This window comes from Paenibacillus sp. ALE3, from assembly GCF_054113405.1.
Genome location: NZ_CM134214.1, coordinates 4,848,652 through 4,863,268 on the forward strand (window position 1 = coordinate 4,848,652; position 14,617 = coordinate 4,863,268).

The window sequence follows — 14,617 nt, forward strand, 5'->3', positions numbered from 1 at the left end:
TTTATTACGAAGCCGCTCCATAGGAGCCCGACTTGAACGTTTTTGGATCGTACCATTTGTAGCCTGCTGCTGGAGCAGACCAAGGCTCGGGTTGCGGTTCTGTGGAAGCCGCAGGCTCCTCAAACGGCAGAAGCTTCGTCGGTTGATCCAGCGTTAAACCTGCCACATCGGATAATTTGGTGTAGTCCTGCTTCCACGCAAGCCATTGGACCGTTTGCACCAGGAAGGTGGCATCGTCCACTTCCTTGAAACCATCATATGTCTTTTTCGACTGTCCGTTTTCTTCACGCGCATATTTCGGTGTAGCATCTTCTACAGGGGAAGAATCACCGATAAATGCTGCCTTGCCTTGACCTACCTTGGAGATCGCAGCATAAGGCCCTTCCGCACGGCCTCCACCGTTATAGACACCTTGGTCTACAGCATTACCCCATTTTTTCGTACCTGTAGGGATATAGGCAATTCCTTTGGCTTTGGTAGGATCAATAATAGCCAGCGTAGATCCCGCATGCATGGCAATCGAGCGTACACCCTTGGTAATGCCGAAGGATTGATCTGCGGCTACAATGTCCGTAGCATTCACGTCGCCAAGCGCATTGTAACGGAAACGAACACCAAAGTTGGTCGCCAGCCAATCGGAGCTAGTTAACCCCTGCATCGCCGGTGATGCTGCTTCTTCTGTAGTCATCCCTTTGGCCGGATTAGTATAGGCTCCACGACGGTAGCCATTCATAACCTCAGAGGAATCCCAACGGTTTTTGTTACGGTCCGCATTATAGTGGTCGGAGATGAAGAAAACACTTCCCCCGTTATTCACATATTGCAGCAGGGCAGCCTGCTCGGATGCCTTAAAGGCAACATTCGCTTCACCGATGATGAACACATCATATTGGCGCAGCTTATCATAGGTTATGGCCTGTTCTCCATAAGTAAAAGGAATGGGACGGTTCAGTTGGTCCACTGTAAAACCTACATTACGCAATCCATTGGCAAAGTCGGAGAAGGCGCCTTCAATGACCCAATCTGCTGCCCCAGCCGTCTGTGCGTGCGTATTATCGAACAGCACCTTTTTGCCTTTGCCATCCGGCAGTGTAGTACCGGGTTGACCCGGGTTTCCAGGTTCAGGTTCGCCAGGTTCACCTGGTTCCCCCGGCTCGCTTCCGTTCACCAGTTCAACAGTGCTTGGACTTTTCACTCCACCAAAATTATTGTAGGCGCCAAGTGTACCCGTCACACGGATTTTGCTGCCAATCAGCTCAGGATGGCCTGTTAGCCCAAATTGCCCTCTGTACGCTGATGTCAGCTGTACATCCAATAGATTAGACGTGCTTCGTTCATTGGCCTGGTCGGCAATCAGTACGTTAAAATCATTCGCAAACGGAGAAGAAAAATTAGCCGTTTTCGATCCGGTAGCATGTCCGACGATGTAACCTTCCACCGTCACTGTGCCTCCACTGCCTTGGCGCTGGAGTGCCTCGGCTACTGTCAGTGCTCCCTCCGCTTTGACCTGACCGAATGGAACGAAGATCCCGATCAGCAGCGATACGATCGCTGCCAGATGCAGCACCCCTTTCAAGCGTGAACCTGTGAACCGCAAGCCTTTTACCATACGTCAATATCCCTCCTATAATTCCATAAATGTGCTTGTCCTCTATCAGATTAGCTATCAATCTTCTAATTCCTTCCTGATTTCATCCATAATTATGTAAATTTTAATCTTTTTTATTGGAAACTCGCCTGTTTATGTAAAAATTGAACCCTGCGATTGACACCGAGCACAGCATACATTACGCTAAGAAAGATATGTAGAACGGTATACGCGAATGAAGATGACGGGAGAGTCTGTCCAGGGGCTTACACGCTGGCGGCACCGAAGGAGCAAGACGCCAACACCCGGCTGGCGGATAATCTCTCAGGTCCATGTATCGTCATCTGACGCAACTCTGGAGAGAGCGCAAGCCACCCAAGGGGTAAGGCGGTAAGGACACCGCACGAAACTCTCAGGTAACGAGGACAGAGATAAGGGAAACTTCCTTATCCTGTCCTTTTTTGCGCTCACATTGTACGTCAGCATTAGGAACCGTCATAGCCGCGCAAAAACGCGGAAATACCATATACTATGGTACTAGAACATACAGGGGGCCACACCATGCGTTTCAAAGATGTATTTTCCATTATCGGTCCGGCCATGACCGGACCTTCCAGTTCACACACTGCAGGCGCGGTGCGGCTTGCACGCGTTGCCCGTCACTGGCTCGGGACGCAGCCTGACCGTGCTCGCATGACACTGTACGGCTCCTTCGCCGACACATACAAAGGACACGGTACAGACCTAGCGCTCATCGCAGGACTGCTCAATTACGATACAGACGACCATCGAATTCCAGATGCCGAGCAATGGGCGGAGCAGGCCGGGATGACCGTGGAATTTGCCGTCAGCGGACTACCCGCCCCCCATCCGAACACCGTCCGTTTTGAGCTGTGGAAGGGTGAGGATCAGCGTACACTGCTGGGTTCCTCCATCGGCGGTGGCAGCATCCATGTCCAGCAGCTCAACGAATTCCGAGTCAACCTGACCGGAGAGCTGTCTACGTTGGTGCTTCTTCACTCGGATAAGCCCGGTACATTAGGTGCGGTGACTTCAGCGCTCGGCGCTGCTGACATTAACATTGCCTATATGCACGTGGATCGCAAAGGTCGGGATGGAGAAGCACTTACAGCCATCGAAACGGACAGTCCTCCTACGGCTGAATTAATCGCAAAACTACGATCCTTACCACATATGTACGAAATTAAAACGATTAATTTGAAAAAAGGAGCTGAATCTGATGCGATTTAGCCATCTGCATGAAATCAGCGCTATATGCGCGGAGGAATCCACCACGATTGGCCGCCTGATGATTCAAGAGCAGGTACAAGAGACGAATACAACGGAAGAAGAAATTTTCCGCCAAATGTCTGATTATTATGAAGTCATGAAGGAGGCCGTTCATCGTGGTCAGACGCAAGACACCGTATCCCGCAGTGGATTAACGGGCGGCGACGGCAAGCGCTTAGCCGAATATCTGCGGACAGGGGAAACCTGCTCCGGCGATGCCTCCGCGCTCGCCATGGCTTATGCGCTCTCCGTGTCGGAGGTTAATGCGTCCATGGGGCGCATTGTCGCCACGCCCACTGCAGGTTCATGCGGAGTCATCCCCGGTGTGTTCATTAGTGCGCAGGAGCGGTTCGGCTGGGATGATGAGCATATGGTGCACGGCTTGTTCGCAGCCGGAGCCATTGGCTACGTCATCGCCAACAATTCCTTCATTTCCGGCGCGGAGGGAGGCTGTCAGGCTGAGATTGGTTCAGCCATCGGGATGGCCGCTGGCGCTATGGTCGAGCTACGCGGTGGCACACCTGAGCAGGCCGTTCACGCTGTAGGCCTAGCGCTCAAGAACACGCTCGGCCTGATATGCGACCCCGTCGCCGGACTCGTCGAGATTCCGTGTATCGTGCGCAACGGGCTGGGAGCCGTGACCGCACTTGCCGCAGCGGATATGGCTTTGGCGGGTGTGCGCAGCGCCATTCCGTCTGACGAAGTCATTGACGTGATGCTTGAAGTCGGCAGCGCAATGCCGTCAAAGCACCGCGAGACCGCCAAAGGCGGCTTGGCCCAGACACCGACTGGCAAGCGTTTGACCGAATCCCTTACACGCAACACACTGGCCAAGAAAGATAAGTCGTAGCTTCTAAGCTCTAAACCAACTACTTTTCCTCTACAAAACAAAACGAATATCTCTCCCACACATTAAGGGAAAGAGAATTCGTCCTTAAAAAAAGAGCAAGCATGTCGTCCCTAGACGCATGCTTGCTCCTTTTCTTTTCAATTGATTACAGATTACTGGACAGTTACCTGTACCTTCGTCATTTTACCTGCATATTTCACGGTAATTACAGCTTTGCCTTTGCCCTGTGCTTTAATGTTACCGTCTTTGACCGTCGCAACAATAATTCTGGACGAGGACCAGACAGCCGGCTTGGAGACATCCTTCTCCGACTCATCCTTATACGTGGCTGTAGCCGTAACCTTAGCCAGCTGCCCTGCCTTCAAAGTCAAGGCGACTTCGTCCGTTTGCAGATATTTAAGCGTATCAACATCAACAGGCACGCTGATCACCTTACCGCCGAACTTCGCCTGAATGTTAGCTTTACCGTAGCTGATCGCGGTAACCTGACCTTTTTTGACGGTGGCTACCCTGTAGTTGGACGTTTTCCATTCAGCTTGGGTTGTAACATCCTTTTCTTTACCATCACTGGATTTAACCACAATCGCAATCGTTTTTTGATCCCCGGATTTCAGTGATAACGCAATGGCATCCGCTTCAATCTTTTGTGCTACGTCTACTTCTACCGTAAATGTAATGGTTTGCTTGCCATATGAAGCAGTGATCGTTGCCTTACCGCTAGCATTAGCTTTGATCAAACCTTCGCTAACTTCAACTACTTTTACATTGCTAGTAGTCCAAGTGGCGTCCTTGGTTACGTCTGTTTTTGTACCGCCACTCTTAACGCCTGATACTTTCAGCTGCTTCGTTTCCTGAGCACCGAGTGCAATTACGCGCGAGTCTGTTTCCAGACGGTCTACAAGGCCTACTTGTACGTTTATCGTCAGTTTTTTGCCGTTATAGGTCGCTGTAATAACCGCTTTACCGGCCGCTTTACCCGTAATCGTTCCCTTGGACACAGAAGCAATATCTTCCGCACTTGAAGTCCATTCTGCATCCTTTGTAACATCTTCCTTACGCCCGTCCGCATAAGTAGCCGTCAGAGTCGCAGTATAGTCCTCATTAATATCTATCGTTGCCGTTTTAGAGGACAAAGATAGATCACCAGGTACGTTTACGGATACGGTAGCTGTGGCTGTTTTGCCGCCATAAGAAGCTGTGATCGTTGCCTCACCTGTTTTATAACCTGTGACTTCTCCCCCGCTGACAAAAGCGATATCTTCATTACTGGACTTCCACTCTGCTTTACTTGTGATATCTTCTTCCGTCCCTGTTACATAGGTTGCGGTCAGCTTGAGCTTTTTGGATTCCTTAGCATTCAAGCTGAGCTTGTCCTCGCTTAAATCCAGAAATCTAGAGGTTTCAACATCTGTCTTGATCGAAACCGTCTTATCTCCGTACTTAGCGGTCACTGTAGCCGAACCCGCTCCAATGGCCATAATCGTTCCTTTATTCACTGTTGCAATTTTTTCATCGCTTGATGTCCAAGCAGCTTTATCTGTGATATCTGTTACCGTACCATCCGGGTACACAGCAGATACCTGTATTTTTTTTGATTCATCCAAACGGAGAAAAATATTGGTTTCGCTGGCTTTCAGCTTATTCGTCTGATCCACATCCACCGCAATCGTAGCGGACATCGTGCCATATTTACCTGTGATTGTCGCCTTCCCTGTGCTATAGCCGGTAATAGTGCCTTTCAGAACATCTGCCACGGCTGTATTGCTGGAGCTCCACTCGGCAGACTCTGTAACATCCTGAGTCGATCCATCCGGGAACGTGGCTGTCAATTTAACCTTCTCCGTATCTTTTAACAAAAGAGAAACCTCTGATGTACTGGCATCCAGCCGTTTGACCTGCTCTACCTGTACAGCAATCGTTACGGTCTGTTGTCCATATACAGCCTTAATATTAGCTGAACCTGCTCCCTGAGCAGTAACTAATCCGTTGACTACAGTCGCTACCTTCTGATTATCCGAAGTCCAGGTCGCATCACCTGAAACCTGAGCTGTTGTATTATCACTGTAAGTCGCTGTCAGATTGATCTGTCCTGTACCGCTTGAACGCAAGTTCAGGCTTTGTACATTGGATGTCAGCGCCTTAACCTTTTTCGTTACATGTACCTGAACGGATTGTACCTTCTCCTTATAGGTCGCAATCACAGTGGCTTCCCCTTCAGCTTTGGCTGAAACTGTACCATTGTACACCGTAGCAATAGATGTATTATCACTTTTCCAATCTGTGCTTACGGTTACATTTGAGGTTGTCCCATCGCTATAAACAGCCGTTGCCGTCAACGCAGCTGTATCCCCCTGTTGCAAAGTTACCTCGTTAGACGAAAGGACAATCTTGGAAAGCACTGCTTCTGCTGCAGATGCAAACCCTGCATATGATGTAAAACTTGAAATCAGGATGACCAACGCCAGAAAACCGGACCATCTATTCTTCAAAATCTAATTCCCTCCCATTTCAAAGCTAAAAATTAAGGATTTCGCAAAATCCCTACACCTACGTTTTATGTCGTCATATGGAAAAGAATAGTTTAGACTTTAGAGAAAATTTGGTCCTTATTAACTAGAATCGGAACTTACAGACAGCTATAAGCTGCTGCACGAATTCTTAAATGGTGGTACTCTTCCATATTGGGATCAAGCTGATGCATATAAACGACGGAGAACTGTTCGCTCGGATCTATAGAAACCCAGGTGCCTGCCATTCCCGTCCAGCCAAATTCTCCAATCGAGCTGTTTGCATGCCCAGCCGCTTTATCCATTAACGTGCGTACACCCAGCCCATAGCCATAACCTGTATGGTATGAATTGGTGAAATCCGATAGTTGAGCTGTATTCAGATGATTTGTACGCATTAAATCAATGGTTTTTCTCCCCAATAAGTTCACACCTTTTACCGTGCCGCCATTTGACATCATTTGTGAAAATGTGAGGTAATCTTTGACTGTCGAATATAAACCTGCGCCTCCACCTTCATATATAGCATCTGGCTGATGATATTCATCCAGGAAACCCTCAATTTTTTCAAGTTTTCCGGCGTCTGTCCGTTGATACATGGAAGCCATCCGCGATTCAATATCTCCACGATAACGGTAACCTGTATTGTTCATTCCAAGCGGATCAAAGATTTCATCCTTCAAAAATTGCCCTAATGATTTACCTGAAATGACTTCAATAAGACCAGCAACAAGATCGTGGCCATATCCGTATAACCATCGTGTTCCTGGTTCAAATGCAAGCGGAACTTCAGAAAGCGCTTTAATTTCTGTGCGCAGGTCATATTTCCCCTGCTTCTCCTTTAATGCTGTAATGACCTTATGCATAGCTTTTCCTGTTTCTGAAAACTCAGAAGCATACGGAATTCCTGCACTCATATTGAATATATGCTTAATCAAAATAGGGTTATCCGCCTTATCAATGTAGGTGTGTCCGTTAGGAGCAGTTTTGAATACATACGAATTACGATACTCAGGTAAATATTCATACAAAGGCTCATTCAATAAAAATTGTCCGCGTTCGTATAGCATAAGTGCAGCCGCACATACAACGACCTTTGTCATAGAAAACAAGCGATACACGGTATCTTCAGTAATCGGTTTCCGAGTTTCCACATCAGCATATCCATGATACCCTTCATACAACACTTGACCATTTTGTGCAATGGCACAACCACACCCTGCCGGCCCATTCGCTAAGAATCGTTGCAATAGCTGATCTACCTTGTCAAAACGAGACATTTTCATCCCTCCTATTTTCCTTCAAAAGAAACAAGCTTCCCCTCACGCTCTAATTCCTGTTCTAACAAGCCCAACCTGACTCCTTGTAAGCGCTTATTCCCTTGCATCTATTTTAACGGTAAACTTGGTAATTACAAAGATGATTTGTCATAATCAGATAGCTTTATACCAACAACTCTGCCACCGTCTCTTTCCAGCGATTGATCACCGATTCCGGCTCCTTGAGGCGAATTGTGACACCTGTCAAGATATCCGCATATTGAGCCGAATCTTCTCTGGCCGCAAAAACATGGGCCGCAAATCGCTCACGTACATGCTTGGCTCCGGGTAAAGCAGGCAGATGTTCCAGCGACAACCGCACATAATGCGCCTTTCCCCCGGTGAACACCGCAAGCGTTGCCTTCCCAGTACGGATCATGTTGCCTGTCGTGGTCGTACCCGGCCATAGGGCCAGACGCAAATTCCCCTCGTCCAGCGCTACAACCTCGCCCACACTAATCATCGCTATGTGCGGCCACTGATCTTCTGTAACCGTCAACAGCATCATTGCTTCTTGTTGCTTGTGCTCCAACTCCTTGCCGTTCAGCAGCGTGAACAGCTCCTTACCGATCCTTGGCGTCTGCATGAAGTATAATCCCCTTTACATTTGGCCTATAACTTCAAAATACCATAATTTACGGCTACTTACGAACGACCCTATATCCGCTCTGGAATAGGAGGAACATGAGCAGCATCCGGAATATCTTGGGGGTTTACCTTGAACGCCGATTTATACTTTGCTGGATCAGTAATGCTATCCGGTTCTGAGGTTCGCCATGTGAACAGGCATACAGGACACAACAAAACCTCCCAGGCACCTTTAACCGGCGAATGGGAAACGACTTCTGAACGATTGGACTCACAACGGGGACAAATATGCATCTGTCAGCACTCCTTTAATCTTTCTTTGTTTTTAAAAATATTTAGCGAAGCATTTGGCTCAACTTTTTCTCCCATTCCGCTACACCCAGCGGGGAATCGAGCGGCTGCGAGTAATGGCCTCTAATATCCGGTGCTACAGGTGTCGTCGCATCCAGTATCATTTTGTGCGTCATACCTGCCGGATCAGAGCCGGGGTCAAGAGGTAAAATAGACAAGCCAGGAACAATGACAGCATCATGCTTTGGATGAAGCTTGGTGGATAAAGCCCACATGACTTGCGGCAGATTGAACGGATCGACCTCCTCGTCCACCACAATCACCAGCTTACAATACCCCAATCCATGCGGAGTCGTTAACGCACGTATTCCCACAGCCTTCGCAAAGCCGCCATACCGGGTTTTCGTGGAAATAATAGCGACCAGCCCATGCGTATACATGGCATTAACAGCTACGATTTCATTAGGAAAAGCATCCTTAAGCTGCTGAAACAACGGTACACTTGTATTCACACCGATCATATAATCCGTTTCCGTCCAAGGCATCCCGATGTACAGATGCTCAAAGATAGGCTGTTTGCGGTGATATACACGATTAATCTGAATGACTGGCATCGCGCGACCGCCGGAATAGTGACCTGTGAATTCACCGAATGGACCTTCATACTCACGTTCACCTGCTAACACTTCGCCTTCCAAAATGACCTCGGCTCCCCAAGGCAGATCCAGGTCTGCATCCTTCGCTTTGACCACACGATAAGGCTCACCCTGAATGGCGCCCGCCATCTCATATTCGGATTGATCGTACAGCAGCGGCGTAGAAGCAGCCGTTGTAATCACAGGCTCACATCCGAGGGCAATAGCCACCTTCAGATTTTCGCCACGCTCCTCAGCCTGACGGATATGGATCGCAATATCATGCTGTGGTACAGGCTGGATGCCCAAACGGTTCTTGCCTTTCACCTGCATCCGGTATAAGCCGACATTTTGCTTACCGTAGGTGTCCGGGTCATCCAGATCGCGTGAAATTAGAATTGCTTTATCCAAATAAAACCCTCCGTCCCCCTGATTCAAACGAAACAACGGCAAAATATCAAACAAATTAATATTCTCCGTAATCTCGACTTCATGAAAAGGAGCGGCGTCTTCCCGCTTCACGGGCACCGGAAATTGTTCATAGCGTCTGGCAAATTCAAAAAACTGCTCCTTGAGCGGCGTATTTTTGGGCATTCCCATCATGAGGGCATGATTGGGCCAGGAGCCCATCACATTCATTGCAATACGAGCATCCGTATATCCATAGATGTTGTTGAAAAAGAGAGCAGGCGTCTTATCTCCAAGATTGTTTAATGCTCTGTTAGCTGCTGCGAGGTCCGGCTCCGGCTTTACCTCATCGCTGATCGTGAGTAATTGTCCCTCCTTTTCCAAGGTGTGTAGAAAATCGCGAAAGTCTTTATAAGCCATCATTCATTCTCCTTCGTCTTTCGATTTCTCAATTCTGGTGCAGCCTGGAGTCATTCTGCTTCATCCCATCCCAGCGTTTGGCTGCGGTTGTGACAATACCGAACTGATCCAATGCGCGAAAAACAATATGATCCACTAATTCCTCAATACTTGCAGGATGATTATAAAAGGCAGGCATCGGCGGCAGGATCATCACGCCCATACGTGACAGCTCCAGCATATTTTCCAGATGGATACTGCTTAATGGTGTTTCTCTGGTCATGAGCAGCAGCTTCTTTCGCTCCTTCAGTATCACATCCGCTGATCGGGTAAGCAGGTTGTCCGCCATACCGATACGAATAGAGGCAAGAGTCTTCATACTGCAAGGAGCGACGACCATACCATCTACCCGGAAGGAGCCGCTAGAAATACGTGCGGCCTGATCCTTATACGAGTAGACTGCATCCGCCATTGCCTCCACTTCCTTCACCGTGTAGCCTGTCTCATAGGGAATGTTGGCAATAGCCCACGGGGATAGCACCAGATGGCTTTGGACTCCAGCCTCCCGTAATTGTTGCAATATACGGATACCAAAGATTGACCCTGTCGCTCCCGATATTCCTACAATGATTTTCTTCATATGTCCCCTCCTTCCACCCCATCGTTTTATGTTCACCCATGCATTACTGTCAAAAATTATACGCCCGTTCCCTGCACACGAAAAATATATATAATATATGTAATGCATACTTTAAAAGTATTCAAATCGAAGCGTTGTTTAGAAATGAGGAGGAATCCCCAATGGACTTGAAGCATCTGCATTACTTTTGCGTCATCGTGGAGGAAGGGCAAATCACCAAGGCCGCCAGAACGCTCAACATGGCCCAACCTCCACTGAGTCAACAACTCAAAAATATGGAGGACGAGCTTGGTGTAAAGCTGATTTACCGTGAAGGAAAGAAGTGGGAAGTTACCGAGGCCGGATATACACTGTATACACGCGCCAAACGATTATTGGCTGAAATGGAGGACACCTGTAGAGAAATTGGGGAGTTTGAAAACAGAGTAACCGGCACACTTGCCATAGGCACGTCATCTGCCTGTATGTCTCTGATTAATGAACAACTCAGTCACTTTCATCAGGTTTATCCAGAGGTATACGTTAAAATAGGACACGGAGACACACATCATCTGGAAGAGCTGCTGCATCAAAATAAAGTCGATCTGGCCCTGCTGCTGCTTCCGGTAGACGACAAATCGTACCATACGATTGAACTGGAGGGCGTTTCTTTTGTTGCGGTTCTTCCGTGTGAATGGGCAGATCGCCATCCCAGTGGGGAAATTACATTACAGGAAGCTGCCAGCTATGACCTCTTGTTGGGACGCCGAACAGAAGGACACGGACTATACGAAACCGTCATCCGCAAATTTCAGGAACACCATCTTATTCCGCGCGTCGTATTGGACTGTCCAGAAATATCGACCATTCTCTCGCTCGTTTCCACAGGCATGGGAATTACCATTATTCCAGACGCTGGCTTGGGACAAGAATACGGGGACAGATTTCGCACACTCTCCATTAAGGAGCCATTCCCCTTCACACAGCCTGCCGTCGTATGGCGCAAGGATCGTTATTTATCCAATGCAGCTCGCAAATTTGTTGAACTGCTACAAGCTGGAGACACGAAAAAGACTGTTCCCGAGTAGATGCTCTACCGCTCTACTCCTGAAACAGTCTGATGCTGGATGAACTTCCTTCATTCGGTCGTTGATACCAACTTATTTAACTCCTTGATGCCGATACTCGGTCGGAGTCATTCCACATTTGCGCCGAAACACCTGTGTAAAATGCCTCATATCTTGATAGCCGATCCGCTCGGAAATATCAGCCAGCCGCAGATGAGGATCATTTAGTAGCCGCTTCGCCTCTTCCATACGCAAGGAAATGACGTAATCCTTATACCCTTGTCCCGTCTTTTGCTTGAATAGCTGGCTGAAATATACTGGATTTAAAAATACGATTGAGGCCACTTTTTCCAGTGACAGCTCCTCTGTAAAGTGAGCCCGAATATACTGCAATGCTACATCAACTGTATGCATGCCCTTGCGGAGACATTCTCCTGTATCCGCTGCTGCGGCTGCAATCTCCTCTGGCGTTCGTCTTAGTCGCGCCACCTCTTCAGGTATGGATGAGAAATTGTGATGGACACCTGAACGTGTAATTTGCAGAGGCACTCTGACATAACGCTTTAAATGGGATTCAAGCAACATCTCTAACCGTGCAGCCTCTGCTTCATCCCTTAGCCTTGCAATCCCCAGCAGACTATGGCGGTCTAGACTGACGACAAAACCGCTGCCTCCAGCCTCAATGAGCTCGGACAGTACATTTTCAATCATAAAATGCTCCAAATGTGTCTGCTTGTGATCAGGTTCCATGCGAACCATAAAAAGATGGAATTCTGGATAATTTTCGACGAAAGGCTGTATATCCAGCTTCCCCGTATCCAATCCGAGTGCATAACGTTGGAAAACAGCTTCACGTAAATAAACCATATTGGATTTAAGAAGCCTGCCCTCGTTTGCCTGTTGCGAGGCCACGAGCGCTTCGGCTGCTAACATTTCAATGCATTCCAGTAGCTTCTTTTTGCCGATTGGCTTTAACAGGTAGTCTTTGGCACCCAGCTTTACTGCTCTTTGCGCATATTGGAAGTCGGAATGGGCCGAAATGACAACCCACTGCAGATGAGGATGCTTTCGCTTGGAAATACGCATGAACTCCAGACCATCCATACCGGGCATCAGGATATCAGTCAATACAATATCCACAGGATGCTCCGCCAGAATGCCTGCTGCTTCCTCGGTGGAAGCAGCGAGATGAATGCCGCAGGTTGGTAGAGCTTGGCCAATAGTGCGCCGAATCCCCTGTCGAATCATATTTTCATCGTCAGCTATCAGAATATTCATGTTTCTCCTCCTTCTGTGGCAGAGGCACACTTACAGTGACTGTCGTTCCGGCCCCTGGTGTGCTGGAGATCCGTAGGCCGTACTCTTCTCCGAACATGTGCCGTAGCCGTAAATTTAGGTTTTGCAGGCCGATGCCTCCCGCCTGCCCGCTGCCCGCCTGTTTGCCGGGTTCTGCCAAAGCGACCTGGACCACCTCCCATCGTTCATATTCCATCCCTACACCATTGTCTATGATATGCAGACTCAATACACCGCCATACTCCTCCGCTCTGACGAGCAGTTTGCCACCTGTATCTGCATGAAGAGGCTCCAGCCCGTGTTTCACCGCATTTTCAATTAACGGCTGTAAGGTCATTTTGGGCAAACGGATATCCAGCCATTGTTCCTCAATGTTGACGTCAACAGATACCCTGCCCTCCAGCCGAGCTTGGATAATGGTGAGGTAGTGGCCGACTTGCTCTACCTCTTCTCGAAGACTTACATCGGCTCCCTCTTCCCAGTGACTGCTGTAACGGAACATATGGGATAAGGAGAGAACCACCTCACCGAGCTGATCCTGTCCCTTTTCATCCAGCATCCAATAGATCATATCCAGCGTATTGTACAGAAAATGTGGATTAACCTGCGTCTGTAGAGCGTGCAGCTCCGCATTTTTTTCGCTGACCGATGATATACGCACTAACTCAATCAGTTCTGCAATCTGTCTTACCATATGGTTGAAAGAAGTAGCCAACTGGTTGATTTCTTCATAAGATTCGATGTTTACCGTGTGACGAAAATTGCCTGTCTCTACCCGTTTCATTTCCCCAATAACTCGTTTGAGCGGATGGGAGATGCTCCTAGAGACGATGGACGCAATTAGCGCTGACACCATAATGAGTATAGGTGCCACGATAAATAAGTATCTTTGATTTTGCGCCAGTTCTACGTTCAGATCCTCACTGGGTGTCACACTAATCACCGACCAATCGGCAAACGGAAGTTTGGAAGCGATTACAACTTTCTCATTATTCCGATCTACAATTACATCCTCCTCCGGGACCTGTTCCTGTAGATTTCGCAAATCTGGTGGCGGATCAGAAGAAGTAGCCGATACAATTCGATTTTCATGGCCCAACAGATATACCTGACTATTAGTGCTCAGCCGCAAATTGTGGAGAGCGGACAATACTGAACGTGGTTCAGCCTCAAACAGAACAATACCAATCGGCTTGTGTTCATCCAGATCATAGAGCTGCCGTCCGAATGCAAACACAGGTCTGGTTTCCACTTGGTCGATGACAGAGTGAGGATACACACCCAGCCATGCAATTTTGCCCGCCGATCTTTGAATCTCCCTGTACCATTCCGTATGCTCGTAATGAGTATCAATGACATTCATATAATTTCCATAATTGTATACCTTGCCAGTGTCTGTGATGACATGAATGCCGATTAGGTCCTCCCGCGAATAGTAGATGGCTCCAAGGATATTCGTAATCGTACGTTCGTTGATGTAATTGACAGCAGGTAAATCACTATGATCTGTCGTCAGCAGACGAACCAAATCCATATTGTTGCTGATCGACTTGGAGAGACTGTTATAGCTGTCGAGCAGCAATTCGAACAGTCCTGCCGTCTGAGATACATTTTTACGCGCAAGCTCGCTGATCTTATCATGGAACTGCACTGTAGTACGGTTGTAAAATAATAGACTGACTGCCAGCACAATGCTGGACATGCTCAATAGGAACAGAACAAACAAGCGGTATTGAATGGATTGAAAACGGCGCATCATA

The 14,617-nt window shown here is 48.1% G+C and carries 12 protein-coding genes and 1 riboswitch; of the genes, 3 read left to right on the forward strand and 9 right to left on the reverse strand.

Features of this window, described 5'->3' with window-relative positions:
• Positions 1-4: 4 nt before the first annotated feature.
• On the reverse strand, positions 5-1,609 hold the full coding sequence (locus tag ACXHJ2_RS21725) for a DUF6359 domain-containing protein (RefSeq protein WP_165083792.1): 1,605 nt from the start codon (positions 1,607-1,609) through the stop codon (positions 5-7).
• Between the two features lie 214 nt (positions 1,610-1,823).
• Positions 1,824-1,938, forward strand: a riboswitch (glycine riboswitch).
• Positions 1,939-2,149: 211 nt separating this feature from the next.
• Here ACXHJ2_RS21725 and sdaAB point away from each other — a divergent pair.
• Together sdaAB and sdaAA are read left to right on the forward strand one after the other, a co-directional pair.
• The gene (gene sdaAB, locus ACXHJ2_RS21730) at positions 2,150-2,839 is read left to right on the forward strand and encodes an L-serine ammonia-lyase, iron-sulfur-dependent subunit beta (RefSeq protein ID WP_165083790.1); all 690 of its coding nucleotides are present in this window, start codon (positions 2,150-2,152) and stop codon (positions 2,837-2,839) included.
• Positions 2,829-3,728 (forward strand): L-serine ammonia-lyase, iron-sulfur-dependent, subunit alpha, encoded by a 900-nt coding sequence (gene sdaAA / locus ACXHJ2_RS21735; RefSeq protein ID WP_165083788.1) that lies wholly within the window; start codon positions 2,829-2,831, stop codon positions 3,726-3,728. The genes sdaAB and sdaAA overlap by 11 nt, the downstream gene beginning before the upstream one ends.
• A 152-nt stretch (positions 3,729-3,880) precedes the next feature.
• On the opposite strand, the gene ACXHJ2_RS21740 is transcribed toward sdaAA, so the two are convergent.
• The 6 genes from ACXHJ2_RS21740 to ACXHJ2_RS21765 all read right to left on the reverse strand — a co-directional run bounded on the left by ACXHJ2_RS21740 (position 3,881) and on the right by ACXHJ2_RS21765 (position 10,515).
• Positions 3,881-6,217, reverse strand: coding sequence for an Ig-like domain-containing protein (locus ACXHJ2_RS21740; protein ID WP_165083786.1), 2,337 nt, complete (start codon positions 6,215-6,217; stop codon positions 3,881-3,883).
• Positions 6,218-6,354: 137 nt separating this feature from the next.
• A complete protein-coding gene (locus tag ACXHJ2_RS21745; protein WP_165083784.1) occupies positions 6,355-7,515 on the reverse strand; it encodes a serine hydrolase domain-containing protein in 1,161 nt (386 codons plus the stop codon).
• 163 nt (positions 7,516-7,678) lie between these two features.
• Entirely contained in the window at positions 7,679-8,140 is a 462-nt protein-coding gene (locus tag ACXHJ2_RS21750) for a pyridoxamine 5'-phosphate oxidase family protein (protein ID WP_165083782.1), read from the reverse strand.
• Between the two features lie 71 nt (positions 8,141-8,211).
• Positions 8,212-8,436 carry a non-oxidative hydroxyarylic acid decarboxylases subunit D gene (locus ACXHJ2_RS21755; RefSeq protein WP_016818874.1) on the reverse strand — a complete coding sequence of 75 codons (225 nt, stop codon included), beginning with the start codon at positions 8,434-8,436 and terminating at the stop codon, positions 8,212-8,214.
• A gap of 41 nt (positions 8,437-8,477) precedes the next feature.
• Positions 8,478-9,896, reverse strand: a complete 1,419-nt coding sequence (locus ACXHJ2_RS21760; protein WP_040102322.1) for a non-oxidative hydroxyarylic acid decarboxylases subunit C — start codon at positions 9,894-9,896, stop codon at positions 8,478-8,480.
• A 28-nt stretch (positions 9,897-9,924) separates the two neighbouring features.
• Positions 9,925-10,515, reverse strand: coding sequence for a flavin prenyltransferase UbiX (locus ACXHJ2_RS21765; RefSeq protein WP_013369033.1), 591 nt, complete (start codon positions 10,513-10,515; stop codon positions 9,925-9,927).
• A gap of 161 nt (positions 10,516-10,676) precedes the next feature.
• Between ACXHJ2_RS21765 and ACXHJ2_RS21770 the strand changes: the two genes are divergently transcribed.
• Positions 10,677-11,582 carry a LysR family transcriptional regulator gene (locus ACXHJ2_RS21770; RefSeq protein WP_165083780.1) on the forward strand — a complete coding sequence of 302 codons (906 nt, stop codon included), beginning with the start codon at positions 10,677-10,679 and terminating at the stop codon, positions 11,580-11,582.
• Between the two features lie 72 nt (positions 11,583-11,654).
• Here the strand turns inward: ACXHJ2_RS21770 and ACXHJ2_RS21775 are convergent, their stop codons facing one another.
• Positions 11,655-12,839, reverse strand: a complete 1,185-nt coding sequence (locus tag ACXHJ2_RS21775; protein ID WP_013369031.1) for a response regulator — start codon at positions 12,837-12,839, stop codon at positions 11,655-11,657.
• Positions 12,820-14,616: a sensor histidine kinase gene (locus tag ACXHJ2_RS21780; RefSeq protein WP_165083778.1), complete on the reverse strand. Its 1,797-nt coding sequence runs from the start codon at positions 14,614-14,616 to the stop codon at positions 12,820-12,822. Before ACXHJ2_RS21780 ends, ACXHJ2_RS21775 begins: the two co-directional genes overlap by 20 nt.
• Between the last annotated feature and the right edge of the window lies 1 nt (position 14,617).